Origin of the sequence: Stenotrophomonas maltophilia, from assembly GCF_025642255.1 — a bacterium.
In the GTDB taxonomy this organism is placed as follows: Bacteria; Pseudomonadota; Gammaproteobacteria; order Xanthomonadales; family Xanthomonadaceae; genus Stenotrophomonas; species Stenotrophomonas maltophilia_P.
Genome location: NZ_CP106759.1, coordinates 4003383 through 4020734, shown reverse-complemented (window position 1 = coordinate 4020734; position 17352 = coordinate 4003383). Strand labels below are relative to the sequence as shown.

Genomic DNA, 17352 nt, shown 5'->3' with positions numbered 1-17352 from the left:
TTCCGCCCGGGCCCGGTTGTACGCATAATGACCGGTCCCAGCATCCGTCGACGAGGCACACCCGCATGGCCCGCATCATCGCCATCGCCAACCAGAAGGGTGGCGTCGGCAAGACCACGACCGCCGTCAACCTGGCCGCTTCCCTGGCCAACGCACCCAAGCGCGTGCTGTTGGTCGACCTGGATTCGCAGGGCAACGCGACCATGGGCAGTGGAGTGGACAAGCGTGAGCTGGCGGCGTCCACCTGCGACCTGCTGCTGGGCGAGAACACCGCCGCCGACGTGCGCGTGCAGACCGCGGAAGGCTACGACCTGCTGCCCGGCAACATCGACCTGACCGCTGCGGAGATCCAGCTGATGGCGCAGGGCGAGCGCGAGCAGCGCCTGAAGCGCGCGCTGGCGCCGATCCGCGACGAGTACGACTACATCCTGATCGACTGCCCGCCGGCGCTTTCACTGCTGACGCTCAACGCACTGGCCGCCGCCGATTCGGTGATCGTGCCGATGCAGTGCGAGTACTACGCGCTGGAAGGCCTGAGTGCGCTGGTGGAAACCATCGAGGCGCTGCGCGCCAGCCTGAACCCGGCGCTGGAGATCGAGGGCGTGCTGCGTACCATGTTCGATGTGCGCAACAACCTGGCCAACGCCGTATCGGCCGAACTGACCGAACACTTCGGCGACCGCGTGTTCCGCACCATCGTGCCGCGCAATGTGCGCCTGGCCGAAGCGCCCAGCCACGGCCAGAGCATCGTCGGCTACGACCGCGCCTCGCGCGGTGGCGTGGCTTACCTGGGCCTGGCCGGCGAGATCATCCGTCGCAACAACGAACGCAACAAGGCCACCAAGGCCGTGGAGACCGTCTGATGACCAGCAGCAAGCCGGCAGCCAAGAAGCGAGGCCTCGGCCGTGGCCTGGATGCGCTGCTCGGTCCGAAGGGAGCGGTCAGCCAGGTGCAGGCCACCACCGCGGTGATCGAACCGTTGCCGGGTGAGGTGCTGCGCAAGCTGCCGGTGGGCCAGCTGCAGCCGGGCAAGTACCAGCCGCGTCGCGAAATGGACGAGGGCAAGCTGTCCGAACTGGCGGACTCGATCCGGTCGCAGGGCGTGATCCAGCCGATCCTGGTGCGTCAGCTGCCGGCGGGCAACTTCGAGATCGTCGCCGGCGAACGCCGCTGGCGCGCCTCGCAGCTGGCCGGTCTGGACGAAGTGCCGGTGGTGGTGCGCGAACTGGAAGACCGCACCGTCATCGCGATGGCGCTGATCGAGAACATCCAGCGCGAAGACCTCAACCCGCTGGAAGAAGCCGAGGCGCTGCAGCGCCTGATCAGCGAGTTCACCCTGACCCATGCCGAGGCGGCCGAGGCCGTCGGCCGCTCGCGCGCGGCGGTGTCCAACCTGCTGCGCCTGCTGGAACTGCCGGTGGCCATCCGCCTGCTGCTGGAAACCCGCCGCCTGGAAATGGGCCACGCCCGCGCGCTGCTGACCCTGGCCCCGGAACTGGCCGGCAAGCTGGCGCAGGAAGCGGCCGATGAAGGCTGGTCGGTGCGTGAAGTGGAGCGCCGCGCGCAGGCCTTCGCCGCCGGCAAGGTGCCGAGCAACCGCCCGGCGGCCACGCCGAAGGTGCAGCAGGCCGACATCGCCTCGCTGGAAACCGAACTGTCCGAGTCGCTGGGGACCAAGGTGGCGATCAGCCACGGCCGCGGCGGCAAGGGCAAGCTGATCATCCACTACACCGATCTGGATACCCTCGACGGCGTGCTGGAAAAGCTGCGGACCCGCCAGGGCTGAGTCGCCCGGCACGTGGACAGAGACCTGCAATGACCATCCTGCTCACCGGCGCTGCCGGCTTCATCGGTGCCTACACCGCCCGCGCGCTGCTGGAGGCGGGCCAGCCGGTGGTGGGCCTGGACAACTTCAACGACTACTACGACCCGCAGATCAAGCGGGACCGCGTGGCCGCGCTGTGCCCCACGCTGGATCTGCGCACGCTTGACCTGACCGACCGTGAAGGCCTGGCCGCGCTGTTCGACGAACTGCAGCCGAGCGCGGTGATCCATCTGGCCGCGCAGGCCGGGGTGCGCTACTCGCTGGAGAATCCGCAGGCCTACGTCGACAGCAACCTGGTCGGCTTCGTCAATATCCTGGAACTGTGCCGCCACCGCGGCGTGCAGCATCTGGTCTACGCCTCCAGCAGTTCGGTGTACGGCGATTCGGCCACGCCGCCGTTCTCCGAGGACCAGCGCGTGGACCAGCCGCGCTCGCTGTACGCGGCCACCAAGGCTGCCAACGAGCTGATGGCGCACACCTACGCGCAGCTGTATGGCCTGCGTGCCACCGGCCTGCGCTTCTTCACCGTGTACGGCGCGTGGGGACGGCCGGACATGGCGCCGCTGCTGTTTTCGCGTGCCGTCCTGGCCGGGCGCCCGATCGAGGTGTTCAACCAGGGGCGCATGCAGCGCGATTTCACACATGTCTCCGACATCGTGTCGGGTATCCTCGGCGCGCTCGCGCACCCGGCCGACGGTCCGGTACCGCATCGGGTATTCAACCTCGGCAACCATACGCCGGTCGAGCTGGAGCGCTTCATCAGCGTCATCGAGCAGGCCGCCGGCCGCCCTGCGCAGAAGGTCTACAAGCCGATGCAGCCGGGCGACATGGTCCGCACGATGGCCGACACCCGCCGCGCACATGACGCATTCGGCTTCGATGCGGTGACCCCGATCGAGCAGGGGCTGCCGCCCGTCGTCGAGTGGTGCCGCGAGTATTTCGGCGATCGCGCCTGAGGAGCAATCCTCACACAGCCGGATTCATCTTCGGATAACCTCGGCTTCGGAGAATGCGCGGTCTTTGTCCCCTCTTGGCCGAGTGACCCATGAGCCAACCCGAGCTTTCCGTTGTCGTCCCCGTATTCAACGAGCGCGACAATGTCGCGCCCCTGATCGCCGAAATCGTCGCGGCACTGCGGGGCCGGTTGCCGTTCGAGATCGTCTATGTCGACGATCACTCCCGCGATGACAGCCTGGCGGTGCTGCAGGGCCTGAAAGCCACCACGCCGGAGCTGCGGGTGCTGCACCACGTCGAGCAGAGCGGGCAGAGCACAGCGGTGCGCACCGGTGTCAAGCATGCCCGTGCGCCGTGGATCGCCACCCTGGATGGTGATGGCCAGAACGATCCGGCCGACATCCCCAAGCTGCTGGCGGCCCGCGATGCTGCCGACGGGCAGGTGAAGCTGTTTGCCGGCTGGCGCGTCAACCGCCAGGACAGCGGCAGCAAGCGCTGGGCCAGTCGCTGGGCCAACCGCATCCGGGCGCGCATGCTGCGCGACGATACGCCCGACACCGGCTGCGGCATCAAGCTGTTCGAGCGCGAAGCCTTCCTCGACCTGCCGTATTTCGACCACATGCACCGCTATCTGCCGGCGCTGATGCAGCGTGCCGGTTGGAAGACCACCAGCGTGCCGGTCAACCATCGTCACCGTACCGCTGGCGTCTCCAAGTACAACAACCTCGGCCGTGCGCTGGTCGGCATCCGCGACCTGCGGGGCGTTGCCTGGCTGATCACCCGCAGCAGGCGTACTGCGGTGGAAGAACGATGATGGCGCTGCACTGGCTCGACCAGCCGCTGACCTGGTTGTTCTGGACCGGCCTGCATGTGACGGGCTGGAAGCTGATCGGCTATACCGGCGCACTGATGTTCGGCGGCCGCTGGCTGGTCCAGTTCATCGCCTCCCGGCGTGCCGGCAAGCCGGTCATCCCGCGCCTGTTCTGGTACATGAGCGTGATCGGCAGCCTGATGACGCTGAGCTACTTCCTGTTCTCGGCCAAGCAGGATTCGGTGGGCGTGCTGCAGAACCTGTTCCCGGCGTTCACCGCGCTGTACAGCCTGCACCTGGACATCCGGCACCGCGGCTGGAAGCGGGACAAAGCCAGCCATTGAGGTAGCGCCGGAGAGGTGTCCGTTCTGCACGCTGCGCGCTCGCGGGGCATGGCCCCGCGCTACCGATCCAACCGTTGAGGCGGCACCTGGGCGGGATCGAACGCCGGTAGCGCCGGGCCATGCCCGGCGAAGGTGTGCGGTCCCCGCGCTACCGGTCCTGCAGCGCAGGCAGGACTTTTGAACCATGCCCCGGCTGTCCGGCGGTGCCATGATCGGCGTCTGCCTTCCCGGGAACCTGTGCTCGTGAAAACCCGTCTTGCCGTTGCCCTGCTCATCGCCCTGTCCGCTCCGGCTGCCGTCGTGGCGGCTCCGCCCGCGCTCGCGGCGTCCGCCCCTGCGACCACCGAATCGGCGGCCGATGCCGCCTTCCGCGCGCTGTACGAAAAGGAATGGAAGTGGCGCCAGGCCGGGGGCGGTGAAGCCAGCGAGGATGGCGACGCGCCGGCCAACGCCACGCGGCTGCCCGATGTGGGCGCGGCCGCGCAGCAGGCGCGCCTGAAGGTCTGGGACCAGACCCTGGCCGAGCTGAAGAAGATCGACCCGAAGACACTCAGCGCCGACAACCAGGTGAACTACGCGATCTACCGCGACCAGGTGTTCAACCTCGCCGAGGAGGTGCGTCTGCGGGCCTACGAGATGCCGTTCAACTCCGATTCCTCGTTCTGGTCCAATCTCTCGTTCATGGCCCGGCGCGAGATGAAGACCGCGCAGGACTTCCGTAACTACATCGCACGCCTGGACGATGTACCGCGCTATTTCGACCAGCAGACCGAGAACATGCGCGCCGGACTCAAGCGGGGTTTCAGCGTGCCCCGCGCGGTGCTTGACGGGCGCGAGGTCTCCATTGCCACCGTCGCCGAGCTGAAGGACCCTACCGAGTCGCCGCTGTACGCGCCGTTCAAGAAGCTGCCGGCCAGCATTCCGGCGGCCGAGCAGGCGCAGCTGCAGGCGCAGGCCCGTGCGGCGATCAGCGGCAAGGTGGTGCCGGCCTTCCAGCAGCTGCGTACCTTCTTCGTCAATGAGTACGTGCCGCAGGCGCGTACCACCCTGGCGGCCGAAGCGATGCCGGAGGGCAAGGCGTTCTACAGGCAGCAGATCCACGAATACACCACGCTGGACCTGTCGCCGGATGAGATCCATCGCATCGGCCTGGGCGAAGTCGCGCGCATCCAGAAGGAGATGAACGACATCATCCAGCAGGTCGGCTTCAAGGGCAGTTTCGGCGAATTCCTGACCTTCCTGCGCACCGATCCGCAGTTCTACGCCAAGACCCCGAACGAGCTGCTGTATCGGGCGGCGTGGATCTCCAAGCGCATCGATGGTGTCATCGGCAAGTACATGACACTGCCGCGCGCGCGCTTCACCATCGTGCCGGTGCCGCCGGACATCGCGCCGTTCTGGACCGCAGGCCGCGGTGGCATGGGCACCTATTGGCTCAACACCTACAACCTGCCGGCGCGGCCGCTGTACAACCTGCCAGCGCTGACCCTGCACGAGTCCGATCCCGGTCATGCCCTGCAGGGCGCGCTCGCCGCCGAACAGGGCGAACAGCCCGAGTTCCGCCGCAACGCCTACATCTCCGCCTACGGCGAAGGCTGGGGCCTGTACAGCGAGAAGCTGGGCGTGGAGATGGGCATCTATGAAACCCCCTACGAGGATTTCGGTCGCCTCACCTACGAGATGTGGCGCGCGGCACGCCTGGTGATCGATACCGGGGTGCACAGCAAGGGCTGGACCCGGGAACAGGCCATCGCCTACCTGCGTGACCATACCGCGCTGAGCGAGCACGAAGTGACCACCGAAGTGGATCGCTACATCTCCTGGCCGGGCCAGGCGTTGAGCTACAAGCTCGGCGAGATCGCCATCGTGCGCCTGCGCGCACAGGCAGAGAAGGAGCTGGGCGACAAGTTCGACGTCAAGGGTTTCCATGACGCCGTGCTCAAGCAGGGGTCGGTGCCGCTGCCGGTACTGGAACAGCAGATCCAGGCCTATATCGCGCAGCGCAAGCAGGCCTGATCCGAAATGCCGCCGGGCATGGCCCGGCGCTACCGGAATGCGCGGTGGTAGCGCCGGGCCACGCCCGGCGAGCGCGAAGCGCGGCAGACGGGGCCGGATCACATGATCCTGCCCCGTCGTCTTTCAGCGCACCGGCCGCGGTCTGGCCACGCGCGCCGCGAAGGTCGGCAGCACCAGCAGGGTCAGCGCGGTCGCCGTGATCAGGCCACCGATCACCACCGTCGCCAGCGGTTTCTGCACCTCCGCACCGGAGCCACTGGCGATCGCCATCGGGATGAAGCCGACAATCGCCACCAGTGCCGTGGTCAGCACCGCGCGGATCCGGCTGGCGGCACCGTTGATTGCCGCCTGCAGGGGCAGGTCACCGGCATCGAGCCGCTCGCGGATGGCCTGCATCAACACCAAGCCGTTCAGCGTGGCCACGCCGGACACGGCGATGAAGCCGACCGCAGCCGATACCGAGAAGGGCATGCCACGCAGCAGCAGGGCGAGAATGCCGCCGACCAGCGCCAGCGGCACGCAGCTGAACACCAGCACGGCTTCCTTGCCACTGCGCAGGGCCATGAACAGCAGGCTGCCGATCAGCAGGAACACGACCGGTACCACCGTTGCCAGGCGCTTTTCCGCGCGCTGCAGGTTCTCGAACTGGCCACCCCAGGTGAGATAGGCGCCCGGCGGCAGCGCCACGTCGGCCACCGCTGCCTGCGCTTCGCCGACGAAGCCGCCCAGGTCGCGGCCGCGCACATTGGCCTGCACCACCACCCGGCGGCTGCCATTGTTGCGGCTGATCTGGTTCGGTCCCTCGCTGACCGTGATGCGGGCCACCGAGGACAGCGGAATGACCAGTCCGGCCGGTGTGGCAATCGGCAGCGATGACAGCTGGTCCGGATCGTTGCGCGCGGCATCGTCCAGCCGCACCACCACGTCGAAGCGTCGGTCGCCCTCGAAGATCTTGCCGGCCGCCGTGCCACCGATGCCGGTGGCCAGTGCATCGCTTACGTCCGCAGCGGTCAGCCCGTACTGCGCGGCGGCGACATGGTCGATCTTCACGTTCAGGGTCGGCAGGCCGGAAATCTGCTCCACCCGCACGTCAGCCGCACCGTCCACCGCACGCAGCTTCAACGCGACCTGGTCGGCCACCTTCTGCAGCTGGCTGAAGTCATCGCCGAAGATCATCACCGCCAGGTCGGTGCGCACGCCGGAGATCAGCTCGTTGAAGCGCAGCTCGATCGGCTGGCTGAACTCGAAGCTGTTGCCCAGCTGCTGCCCGGCCAGCGCCTCGAAGCGCGCCACCAGCGCCTCCTTGTCCAGCGTCGGATCGGGCCACTCCTTGCGCGGCTTCAGCACGATCACGCTGTCGGAGATGTTGGTTGGCATCGGGTCGATCGCGGCTTCAGCGGTACCGGTGCGCGAAAACACGGTTTCCACTTCCGGTTGCCCGGCAATCGCCTTTTCCAGCGCCAGCTGCATCGCCAGCGACTGCTCCAGCGAGGTCGACGGTACGCGCAGCGCCTGCATCGCCACGTTGCCCTCATCCAGCGTCGGCATGAATTCGCGGCCCAGCAGCGAGAACGAACCGATGCCCACCACCACCATCATCACCGCGCCGGCCAGCACCGAGCGCGGGTGGTCCACCGCCTTGCGGATCACCGGTTCGATGCGTGCGCGCAGCACGCGGATCAGGCGTGTTTCGTGTTCGCCGTCATCGGCGTGCGCCCCGCTTTCCTTCAGCTTCGGCTCGCGCACCAGCAGCGCAGCCATGGCCGGCACGAAGGTGAAGGAGAACAGGAAGGCACCCACCAGAGCCAGCATGAACGTGGCGGCCATCGGATGAAACGTTTTTCCTTCCACGCCTTCCAGGGTCAGGATCGGCGCAAACACCAGCAGGATGATCAACTGGCCGAACGCCGCTGGACGCGCCATCTTCCGCGCCGACTCCGCCGCCACGCGCAGACGTTCCATCGCGGTCAGCGCACGGCCCAGTTCGGCGCGGCGCTGGCCCAGCATCAGCAGCGTTGACTCGATCACGATCACTGCACCGTCCACCAGGATGCCGAAATCCAGCGCACCCAGGCTCATCAGATTGCCGCTGATGCCGAAGCGGTTCATGCCGATCACGGCGAACAGGAACGACAGCGGAATCACCAGCGCGGTGATGGTTGCCGCGCGCAGGTTGCCCAGCAGCAGGAACAGCACCACCACCACCAGCAGCGCACCTTCGGTGAGGTTCTTTGCCACGGTTCTGATGGTGGAGTTCACCAGCACGCTGCGGTCCAGCACCGGCACGGCCACGATGTCGGCCGGCAACGACCTGTTGACCTGCTCCAGGCGCGCCGCTGCCGCCTGCGCGACGGTGCGGCTGTTGCCACCGGCGATCATCAGGGCGGTACCGAGCACGGCCTCGTGACCATTGCGGCTGGCCGCACCCAGGCGCGGTGCACGGCTGAGATCGACATCGGCCACGTCGGCCACGCGCACCACCACGCCGTTGCGGGTCGCAACGGGGGCCTGCGCCAGATCATCAGTGGTCAGTGCCAGGCCGTCCGCACGTACCACCAGGCCTTCGCCGGCACGCTGCACGAAACCGGCACCCGCCTGCACGTTGGCGCGCTGCAGTGCCGTGACCAGGTTGGCCAGGCCCAGGCCATGCGCAGCCAGCCTGGCAGTGTCCGGGTGCACGCCGTACTCCTTCACGTACCCGCCGACCGTATCGACGCCGGCCAATCCCGGGCTGGAGCGCATCTGCGGCGCGATGATCCAGTCCTGCACCGTACGCAGGTAGGTGGCGCGTTCTTCCGGCGTGCGCAGCAGGCTGCCCTCCGGCGTCCGGTAGACCTCGCCGGCCTGCCAGCCCGCATCTCCCGGTCTGGCCAGCCGGGTGGAATCGAACGGGGTGAAGTCCACCGTCCACATCAGCACCTCGCCCAGGCCGGTGGTGACCGGCGACAGCAGCGGCGACGCGCCATCGGGCAGATCTTCCGCCGCTTCACGCATGCGCTCGGCCACCTGCTGGCGGGCGAAGTAGATGTCGGTCGCGTCGGTGAAGATCGCGGTGACCTGGGAGAAGCCGTTGCGCGACAGCGAACGGGTGGTGGTCAGGCCGGGAATGCCGGCCAGCGCGGTTTCCAGCGGGTAGGTCACCTGCCGCTCGATCTGTTCCGGTGTCAGCGCAGGTGCCACCGTGTTGATCTGTACCTGGCGGTTGGTGATGTCCGGCACGGCGTCGATCGGCAGCTTGCCCAGCTGGAACAGGCCCCAGGCCGCGATCAGCGCCGCCAGGAACACCACCAGCCAGCGGAAGCGCACCGCTGATTCAATGATGAGCTTGAACATGGTCGCCTCCTCAGTGGCCGTGCTCGGCTTCGCCCTTGGCCAGTTCGGCCTTGAGCAGGAAGGCATTGGTGCCGACGATGCGCTCGTTGCCGCTCAGTCCACCGAGGATCTCGATGCGATCACCGGCACGACGGCCGGCCAGCACCGGCTGTGCCTTGAAACCGCCTTCCACGGCGACGAACACGGCGCTGCTGCCGTCGACGTTCTGCACGGCATCGGCTGGCACGCTCAGTGCACTGTCCCGGCCTTCGGTGACCACCCTGGCCGACACCGGCGAACCGGCCGGCGGCAAGGCCGCCTCCACCGGCGTCGCGCGGATGACCGCCACGCCGCCCTGCTGGCGCACGTCGGCCGCAGAGCCGGTGACCGTGGCGGTGAAGCTGCCGCCCGGCACCGTGACGTCCAGCGTCATGCCCGGGGTGACCTGCGCGGCCAGCGCAGGCGGTGCGGTGAACACCAGCTCGTTCATCGCCGGATCGGCGACATCGGCCACCGCGCTGCCTGCGGCGACCACGCCACCTGGAGTGACCTGGACGTTGCCGACGATGCCGGTCACCGGGCTGGTGATGCGCACGCGGCCACTGGCATCGGGCGCACCGTTGGCCGCGGCCTGCGCCTGTGCGGCAGTCGCCTGCGCCTGTGCGGCCAGCGAACGGGCGCGCGATGCTTCCAGCTCCTGGCGGGCGACCACGCCCTGTTCGACCAGCGCCTTGTCGCGGCCGTAGGCCAGGCGTGCCGCCTCGGCTTCGGCCGATGCGGCCAGAGCGTTGGCGCGGAACACGGCGGCTTCGCCGCTGACCACGATCGCCAAGGCCTGGTTCTGCTTCACCGCTGTGCCTGGTGCCACCAGCACGCGTTCGACGCGACCGCTCACGGTGGACGCCACCGAGGCACGTGCGCCCACCGATGGTTCGACACGGCCCGACAGGCGGGTGGAGCCGCCACCACCGCGTCCGACGGCCACCACTTCGATGCCGGACGCCTTGATCTGTTCCGGCGTCAGCTGCACCACGCCTTCGTCGGCGTCGGCCGGTGCCTTGGTCGCCTCGGCCTTGGCGTCCGGGCTGTCGGCTGCGTGGCCGTGGCCGTCATCGCTGCCGGCTTTGGCGGCAGTGGCATCGGCTGTTTCCGGTGTCTGTGCGTTGCCGGCGCAGCCGGCGAGGAGAACGGCCAGCACGACGCCGCCAAGCAGGGGAAAGGAACGGGACAGTGTCATGGGGCCTCCATAAAGGGTGCGCGCCCCTCGAGGCGGGCAAGATCGATTTCCGCGGCGACGCGCGACAGGCGTGCATCCACCGCGGTGCCGCGGGCGGCAATGAGCGCGCTGCGCGTGCTGCGCAGTTCCAGCTGCGAGATGCGTCCGGCATCGAAGCCGACGCGGGCCAGCCGATAGGCTTCCTCGGCCGCCACCACGCTTTCATCGGCGGCGCGGGTGCGGCTGCTGGCGGCCTTCAGCCCGGCAATGGCCGACAGCCGTCCGGCCTCGCTGTCGCGGCGTTGCTGGTCCAGGCGGGCTTCGGCCGCGCGCTGGTCGGCACTGGCGGCACGGATGCCGCCCCGGTTGCGGTCGAACAACGGCACGGTCAGGCTGACGCCGAGCGTGTAAGCGCGTTCGCCGCCTTCGCGGAAGCGGGTCTGTCCGGCGGTCAGGCTCAGGTCGGGCAGCGCCCGCTTGCGCTCGACGTCCACCAGCCGGCCGGCCGCATCGGCTTCGGCTTCGGCGATACGCACCGCGAGTGCGGCATCGGTGGCGCCGCGTGGCAGCGGAGGTGCGCGGTCGAGCAGGCTGCTGTCGATCGACTGCACCGGCGAATCCAGCAGCGCGGCGCCGGCCAGGCGCGCCAGCGCGGCGTCGCGGAAGGCCTGCGCCTCGTCCAGCGCGGCGCTGGCATTGGCCACCTCGCTCTGCGCCTGCACCGCACGCAGTTGCGGTTCACGCCCTTGCCTGACCATGGCATTGACGGCCTTGGCATCGTCGCGGGTCAGGGCCAGCGCCTCTTCGGCCAGGGTGTAGCGGCGCAATGCGCTCTCTGCCTGTGCGTAGGCCGCGGCCAGCTGGCCGGCAACATCACTGCGGCTTTGCGCGCCACGCAGATTGGCGGCCTGGGCCTCGGCACGGGCGGCACGTACGCGCGCGCCGCGCTGGCCCCAGACCTCCAGCGGCTGGGACAGGCTGAGCACACTGTCGGCCTTGCCCATGCCGCCGTAGGAGCCGGTGCCCCACGCGTTCTCGGCCGACCAGGAAAGGGAAGGATTGGGCAGCGCACGGGCCTGGTCGGCGCGGGCGTCGGCAGCCTCGGCCAGCGCCGAGCCCACACGGGCGCCGGGCAGCTGGTCCAGTCGTTCAAGCAGGGTGTCGTAGGAAGGAGCAGCTTGCGCCATCACCGATGCCGCCGGGGCCAGGCCCAGCAACACGGCGACGACCAGCCCGGCCGCACGCGGCGACCGTGGTGTCAGGATCGACATAGGGGGATTCCGGTTGTGAGTGAAACGGGAGCCCGCAGCAGCGGGACGCGCTCAGCTCACGCCCGGGGGGGACGCGTCAGTTCATCCTGGGCGACGGCGTAGGCCGTCGCATCGCCGGCCGTCATCCAGCGCGCCGGCAGCGGCGCATCGAAGGCGGCGAAGGTGTTCGCCGGCAGGCTGGAGGTGGAATGGTGGCAGTGGTTATGCGTGCAGGCACCGGTGTGCTTGCTGTCACTGTCGCCTGCGGTGTCATCGGCCGCCGACTCCACATGTGCCACGCTGGCATGCGGTTCCACCGCGCACGCCAGCGCGTCGGCCACCGGCACGACCACGAATGCCGCCATCAGCAGCATCAGCAGGTACGAGCGTAGGTGGCGGGCGATCCGGCGCATGGAGGGGAGGCTAGCAAGCGGTTTTCGCCGGATACAATATCAATGGCCACTTCGGGAATTCGTCGGAATCTCCCGTTCAGCTGGGGGTGATTGCGCTGTTCCACCCCCGCCCCGCATCGAGTCCCGTCACCGAGGCAGGAAGATGAACGCACGCATTGCCACCGCAGGCCTGGTGCTGCTTCTGGCCAGCCCGGCCGCCCGCGCAGCCGACGACGTCTATGTGGAATTCCTGTGGTCGCCGACGCCGGCCGATGCACTGGCGCGCTCGCAGACACAGCTGTTCATTGCCGATGGACAGCATGACCATCGTATCTGCGTGGCCGCCGATCTCGACGACACCGACGTGGGTGGGCTGCAGATCGAGATCCGCGATGCCAAGGGTGGACGGGTCTCGCGCACGGCCCATGAGGATTACCGTGGCCGCAAGAAATGCTACGAGGCCGATCTGGGCACCGCCGGTGCCGTGGGGATGTGGACCGTCGACGCCGTGCTGGGCGATGGGCGCCGTGGCAGTGCACAGATCCGCGTGGACCACCGGCTCGAAACGTCGCCCCTGTACCTGCGGCACGACCAGCCGTACGTGGCTGGGCGGCCGAACTACGACGCGTCCATTCCGCCGGCCGAGTGGGTGGGCACGCTGGTCTGGGCGATGGATGTGGATGCGGAGGGCAATGTGACCCACGTTGAGGTGGAGCATGCCGAGGGCGTGGGTGAGCGCCTGCGCGAGCGTGCGCTTGCGGCAGGCTGGTTGAGCCGGTTCGGCCCCGACCCGGCCCGCCAGGCGAAGCCGTTGCGCTGGCGCCGCACGCTGCAGTTCGCATCCGAGTAGCCCTGGCAGCCGGTGCGGGCCGGCGGCGTTCCGCTCACGGCAGTTTCGCGATCACCTTGATCTCGAACTGGAAGCCGTACAGCCAGGTCACGCCGATACCGGTCAGGGTGGGGTGGGGCGCCTCTCCCCAGTACTCGGGCACGATCGCCCAGGCCTTCTCGAAGTTGTTCTCCGGATCGATCAGGAACACGGTCACGTCGATCACGTCATCGAACGTGCAGCCTGCGGCGGCCAGCACCGCATTGAGATTGTCGAAGGCGCGACGGACCTGCGCCTCGAAGTCCGGTTCGGGCGAGCCATCCTCGCGGCTGCCGACCTGCCCGGAGACGAACAGGAAGCCATTGGACCGGATCGCCGGAGAGTAGCGGTTGCGGTCATACAGGGCCTGGCGGCCAACGGGGAAAACGACATCGCGGTGTGACATGGGAAGGGCCTGATGGGAAGAACCGCCATCCTGCTCGCGATTGTTGTCTGGATATACCGCGATGATCGGACTAGATTGATCGCACAACCCAAACAATCGGATCGCCGATGGATCGCTTCGAGGCCATGCGCGCCTTTGCCCGTGTGGTGGAGACCGGCAGCTTCACCCGTGCCGCGACGACCCTGCAGATCAGTCGCACCACGGTGACCCAGCTGGTGCAGCAGCTGGAAGCGCACCTGCGTCTGCGCCTGCTCAACCGCACCACGCGGCGGGTCAGCGTCACCGCCGATGGTGCGGCCTACTACCCCCGCATTGCCCGCCTGCTGGCCGAGCTGGAAGAGGTCGAGGGTGGCCTGGGCGATGCCGCCGTGCAGCCGCGCGGCCGCCTGCGCATCGACGTGCCCGGGCCCTATGCGCGGCTGCGGCTGGTGCCGGCACTGCCGGACTTCCAGGCGCGCTACCCCGAGATCCAGCTGGACATCGGCGTCAGCGACCGCGAGGTCGACGTCATCGCCGACAACGTCGACTGCGTGATCCGTGGCGGCACCCCGGCCGACCCGGCCCTGGTGGCACGGCCGCTGGGCGAGCTGCCGATCGGCTTCCACGCCAGCCCGGACTACGTGCAGCGCTTTGGTCTGCCGGAGCATCCGCGCGCGCTGGAGGGACCGCAGCACCACATGGTCGGGCTGCTCAGCCCACGCAGCGGGCGGGCGCGGGTCTTCGCCGCGCGGCGCGGCGATGAGACCGTCCAGGTGCAGGGCCGCCATACGGTCGGCTTCGATGACGGCAATGCCTACCTCGCCGCCGGCCTGGCCGGGCTGGGCGTGGTCGCCCTGCCCAGCTACATGGCCGAGCCGCACGTGGCACGCGGTGAACTGCTGCCGCTGCTGCAGGCCTGGCAGCTGCCGTCGATGCCGATGCACATCATGTTTGCGCCGAACCGGCACATGAGCCAGCGCCTGCGGGTATTCATCGACTGGGTGGTGGAAGCGCTGGGGTGATGGACCCGCAGGGCCGAGCCCACGCCCGGCCGCTCCTGTGGGTAACTTGCGCAAGGCCTTGATTGCATGCATAATGCGCGGCTCGCTGTGTCCGGTTTCGTGCCGGGCGGCGCCCCCGGGAGCACGTCCCCGGTCGCCCAACGCCAGCGTAACCCTTTGATTCTCTTGACGTGTGGTGGGCAACCACCGAGGCCGCCGTCTCCCGGGCTACGGGCTGACAACAACTACTATCGAGGTGCGCAATGTCCCGCGTATGCCAGGTTTCCGGCAAGCGAGTGCAGACGGGTAACAACGTCTCGCACGCCAACAACAAGACCCGTCGTCGTTTCCTGCCGAATCTGCACGAGCGCCGTTTCTGGGTGGCCAGCGAGAACCGCTGGGTCAAGCTTCGTGTTTCCGCGCATGCACTGCGCACCATCGACAAGAACGGCATCGATTCCGTTCTGGCTGAGCTGCGTGCGCGCGGCGAAAAGGTCTGAGGAGTAAAGCATCATGGCAGGCAAGCGCGATAAGGTCCGTATGATTTCCTCGGCCGGTACCGGCCACTTCTACACCACGGACAAGAACAAGAAGAACACCCCGGGGAAGATGGAATTCCTGAAGTACGATCCGGTCGTGCGCAAGCACGTCCTGTACAAGGAAGGCAAGATCAAGTAATCCGCAAGGATTGCTGGTCCCCGCGAAGAAACCCGCCCTTGTGGCGGGTTTTTTCATGCCTGTCGTCTGGTCTGGTGGGTGCCGACCCTTGGCCGGCACGGCCGTACTCCTTGCGCAGGCTGTCGCCTATGGCGCAGTGCGCGGGATCATGGGCCGAATGCGATAAGTGATTCTTCCTACCGGTTCCGGCAGTTCGCGCGGTTCAAATCGATTGGAACGACGGGCCCTGCCGCGCCCATGATGGCAAGCCGCTGCGGTTGCAGTGGCCGGGCTTGCAATCCCGTGAAGTCAATCATGAGTAGACTCGCCCGCCGTCGCCGGAGATCCCTCCGGCGACGGTTGGTGACCTATCCGCCTCTATGGCGGACGGTGCGTGGGGGCCTCGCGCCCGCCGGTTCGTTTGCTCATTGATTGCTTCCCGGTATTGCAACCACGCATCGTCCGCCACCTTCACCGGTGGCCAGATCCGTTGAAGGAGGCTGCATGAACACCCCATCACACCGGCAGGACCTGGAACTGGGCTGGCTGCGCCTGCAGCGCATGCTGGAAGGCATCGAGGGCATGGCGCTGCTGCTGTGCGACCACCACCTGGCACTGGCCAACGGCGCACCGCCGACGCTGCCGGAGGCACAGCTGGAGCGGGCGGCGCAGGCCATTGCCTGCATGGCGCTCAACGGCCGCCGCCACGCCGAATCGGTTCGCCAGCTGAGCGAGGTGCCGGTGCGGCATTGAAGCCGGCCCTCCCTTGTAGAGCCGAGCCCGTGCCCGGCTGCGCTGAGGCAGTCGAGCAAGCTCGACTCTACACACCCTGCTGGGCAGAATGGCCCATCACCTGCCGACGGACGACGCGATGCTGGTTGAGTGGTTGCTGGGATCGTATCTGCTGCTGATCGACTGGCTGATCCGGCTGGTCGCGCTGTGCTGGATTCCGACCCGCACCACGCCGGGCGCGGCCCGCAGCTGGCTGCTGCTGGTCGGTTTCGTGCCGCTGCTGGGCCTGCCGCTGTATCTGCTGTTCGGCCACCCGTGGCTGTCGCGCGAGCGCATCCGCCGCCAGGCCGAGGCCTCGCAGGTCATCCGCGAAGAGCAGGCGCTGCAGCGCCGCCTGCGCTGGAAGCCGGAACCGGATACGGCCAGTGCGGAAATCGTGCCGCTGGTGCAGCGCCAGGGCGATTTCATGCCGGTGCACGGCAACGCCGTCGATCTGCTCACCGATTACGACGAATCGCTGCACACGCTCATCGCCGACATCGACCAGGCCGAAGACCGCGTGCACCTGCTGTACTACCTGATGTTCGACGATTCGGTGGGCGAGGCCATCGTCGAGGCGCTGCAGCGTGCCGCCGCCCGCGGCGTGCAGTGCAGGGTGCTGCTGGACGCGGTGGGCGCCAAGCGCGGCCTGCGCGCCTACCGCAAGCGCCTGCAGGCGCGCGATATCGAAGTGCGGGCGATGCTGCCCGGCGGGCTGCGCTGGCGCCGCAGCGGCCGCATGGACCTGCGCAACCATCGCAAGATTGCGGTGATCGACAACGAAGTGGGCTACATCGGTTCTCAGAACCTGGCACGGCCGGAGTTCGTGCCAGGCCATCCCAACCGCGAGCTGGTGGCGCGTGTGCGCGGCCCGGCGGTGGCACACCTGGAAGCCGTGTTCGCCAGCGACTGGTACATCGAGACCGGCCAGCGCCTGGACGTCATTGCCGACGTACCCGAGTGCAGCGACGATGTTGCCACCCAGCTGCTGCCCAGCGGGCCGGCCTATCCGTACAGCAACGCGCGTGATGCCGTCGCCGCACTGATCCATCTGGCCCGCCGGCGGCTGGTGATGGTCACCCCGTACTTCGTGCCGGACGAAGCGACCCTGAGCGCGCTGCGCATCGCCGCGCTGTCCGGGGTGCAGGTGCAGCTGATCCTGTCGGCCAGCAACAACCAGCGGCTGACCGCCTGGGCGCAGGAGGCCTACTACGACGAGCTGCTGCGCTGTGGCGTGCGCATTGCCCTGTACGAGCCGCAGTTCCTGCACGCCAAGCACATGAGCGTGGATGAAGACATCGCGGTGCTCGGCTCGATCAACATGGATATCCGCTCGTTCGCGCTGAATGCCGAGATCGGTCTGGTCTGCTACGACCGCGTGCTGGTGACGCAGCTGTGTGCCATTGAAGACGATTACCTGCGCCAGTCGCGCCAGCTCGATCTGCAGCAGTGGCGCAAGCGTCCTGCCTGGCGCCGCAGCCGCGAAGGCATCGCACGCCTGGCCGACGCGTTGATGTGAACCGGTGCGCCGGAGCTCGAGCGGTCTCGAT

The 17352-nt window shown here is 68.0% G+C and carries 17 protein-coding genes; 12 read left to right on the top strand and 5 right to left on the bottom strand.

Annotation, left to right across the window (positions count from 1 at the left end; all coding sequences use genetic code 11):
- Positions 1 to 65: 65 nt before the first annotated feature.
- The 6 genes from N8888_RS18355 (at position 66) to N8888_RS18330 (ending at position 5950) form a co-directional block, all read left to right on the top strand.
- Positions 66 to 863, top strand: a complete 798-nt coding sequence (locus tag N8888_RS18355) for a ParA family protein (RefSeq protein WP_053517712.1) — start codon at positions 66 to 68, stop codon at positions 861 to 863.
- Complete coding sequence (locus tag N8888_RS18350) at positions 863 to 1786, top strand: ParB/RepB/Spo0J family partition protein (protein WP_053517713.1); 924 nt, start codon at positions 863 to 865, stop codon at positions 1784 to 1786. Before N8888_RS18355 ends, N8888_RS18350 begins: the two co-directional genes overlap by 1 nt.
- 29 nt (positions 1787 to 1815) lie before the next feature.
- Positions 1816 to 2781 (top strand): NAD-dependent epimerase/dehydratase family protein, encoded by a 966-nt coding sequence (locus N8888_RS18345; RefSeq protein ID WP_263176502.1) that lies wholly within the window; start codon positions 1816 to 1818, stop codon positions 2779 to 2781.
- 89 nt (positions 2782 to 2870) lie between these two features.
- Positions 2871 to 3593 carry a glycosyltransferase family 2 protein gene (locus N8888_RS18340; RefSeq protein ID WP_065174256.1) on the top strand — a complete coding sequence of 241 codons (723 nt, stop codon included), beginning with the start codon at positions 2871 to 2873 and terminating at the stop codon, positions 3591 to 3593.
- On the top strand, positions 3593 to 3934 hold the full coding sequence (locus tag N8888_RS18335; protein ID WP_053517717.1) for a lipid-A-disaccharide synthase N-terminal domain-containing protein: 342 nt from the start codon (positions 3593 to 3595) through the stop codon (positions 3932 to 3934). Before N8888_RS18340 ends, N8888_RS18335 begins: the two co-directional genes overlap by 1 nt.
- A 243-nt stretch (positions 3935 to 4177) precedes the next feature.
- Entirely contained in the window at positions 4178 to 5950 is a 1773-nt protein-coding gene (locus tag N8888_RS18330) for a DUF885 domain-containing protein (RefSeq protein WP_263176498.1), read from the top strand.
- 123 nt (positions 5951 to 6073) lie between these two features.
- Here N8888_RS18330 and N8888_RS18325 read toward each other — a convergent pair whose 3' ends face one another.
- Genes N8888_RS18325 through N8888_RS18310 form a run of 4 tightly spaced genes read right to left on the bottom strand, consistent with a single transcriptional unit; the run spans position 6074 to position 12141 of the window.
- Positions 6074 to 9283: an efflux RND transporter permease subunit gene (locus N8888_RS18325; protein WP_263176495.1), complete on the bottom strand. Its 3210-nt coding sequence runs from the start codon at positions 9281 to 9283 to the stop codon at positions 6074 to 6076.
- A 10-nt stretch (positions 9284 to 9293) separates the two neighbouring features.
- Positions 9294 to 10499 carry an efflux RND transporter periplasmic adaptor subunit gene (locus N8888_RS18320; RefSeq protein ID WP_263176493.1) on the bottom strand — a complete coding sequence of 402 codons (1206 nt, stop codon included), beginning with the start codon at positions 10497 to 10499 and terminating at the stop codon, positions 9294 to 9296.
- A complete protein-coding gene (locus N8888_RS18315) occupies positions 10496 to 11749 on the bottom strand; it encodes a TolC family protein (protein ID WP_053517721.1) in 1254 nt (417 codons plus the stop codon). The genes N8888_RS18320 and N8888_RS18315 overlap by 4 nt, the downstream gene beginning before the upstream one ends.
- Before the next feature lie 56 nt (positions 11750 to 11805).
- A complete protein-coding gene (locus N8888_RS18310; protein ID WP_053517722.1) occupies positions 11806 to 12141 on the bottom strand; it encodes a hypothetical protein in 336 nt (111 codons plus the stop codon).
- Positions 12142 to 12283: 142 nt separating this feature from the next.
- Here N8888_RS18310 and N8888_RS18305 point away from each other — a divergent pair, with 142 nt between their 5' ends.
- Complete coding sequence (locus N8888_RS18305; protein ID WP_262100256.1) at positions 12284 to 12970, top strand: hypothetical protein; 687 nt, start codon at positions 12284 to 12286, stop codon at positions 12968 to 12970.
- A 34-nt stretch (positions 12971 to 13004) separates the two neighbouring features.
- Here N8888_RS18305 and N8888_RS18300 read toward each other — a convergent pair whose 3' ends face one another.
- Positions 13005 to 13394 carry a RidA family protein gene (locus N8888_RS18300; protein ID WP_263176485.1) on the bottom strand — a complete coding sequence of 130 codons (390 nt, stop codon included), beginning with the start codon at positions 13392 to 13394 and terminating at the stop codon, positions 13005 to 13007.
- A 107-nt stretch (positions 13395 to 13501) separates the two neighbouring features.
- Here N8888_RS18300 and N8888_RS18295 point away from each other — a divergent pair, with 107 nt between their 5' ends.
- The 5 genes from N8888_RS18295 (at position 13502) to cls (ending at position 17321) form a co-directional block, all read left to right on the top strand.
- On the top strand, positions 13502 to 14395 hold the full coding sequence (locus N8888_RS18295) for a LysR family transcriptional regulator (protein WP_053517725.1): 894 nt from the start codon (positions 13502 to 13504) through the stop codon (positions 14393 to 14395).
- Positions 14396 to 14637: 242 nt separating this feature from the next.
- Complete coding sequence (gene rpmB, locus N8888_RS18290) at positions 14638 to 14874, top strand: 50S ribosomal protein L28 (protein WP_005411638.1); 237 nt, start codon at positions 14638 to 14640, stop codon at positions 14872 to 14874.
- Between the two features lie 10 nt (positions 14875 to 14884).
- Positions 14885 to 15052 carry a 50S ribosomal protein L33 gene (gene rpmG, locus N8888_RS18285; protein ID WP_169411268.1) on the top strand — a complete coding sequence of 56 codons (168 nt, stop codon included), beginning with the start codon at positions 14885 to 14887 and terminating at the stop codon, positions 15050 to 15052.
- A 483-nt stretch (positions 15053 to 15535) separates the two neighbouring features.
- Positions 15536 to 15784, top strand: coding sequence for a hypothetical protein (locus tag N8888_RS18280; protein ID WP_263176410.1), 249 nt, complete (start codon positions 15536 to 15538; stop codon positions 15782 to 15784).
- A 118-nt stretch (positions 15785 to 15902) separates the two neighbouring features.
- The gene (gene cls / locus N8888_RS18275; RefSeq protein ID WP_053519935.1) at positions 15903 to 17321 is read left to right on the top strand and encodes a cardiolipin synthase; all 1419 of its coding nucleotides are present in this window, start codon (positions 15903 to 15905) and stop codon (positions 17319 to 17321) included.
- The last annotated feature ends 31 nt before the right edge of the window (positions 17322 to 17352 follow it).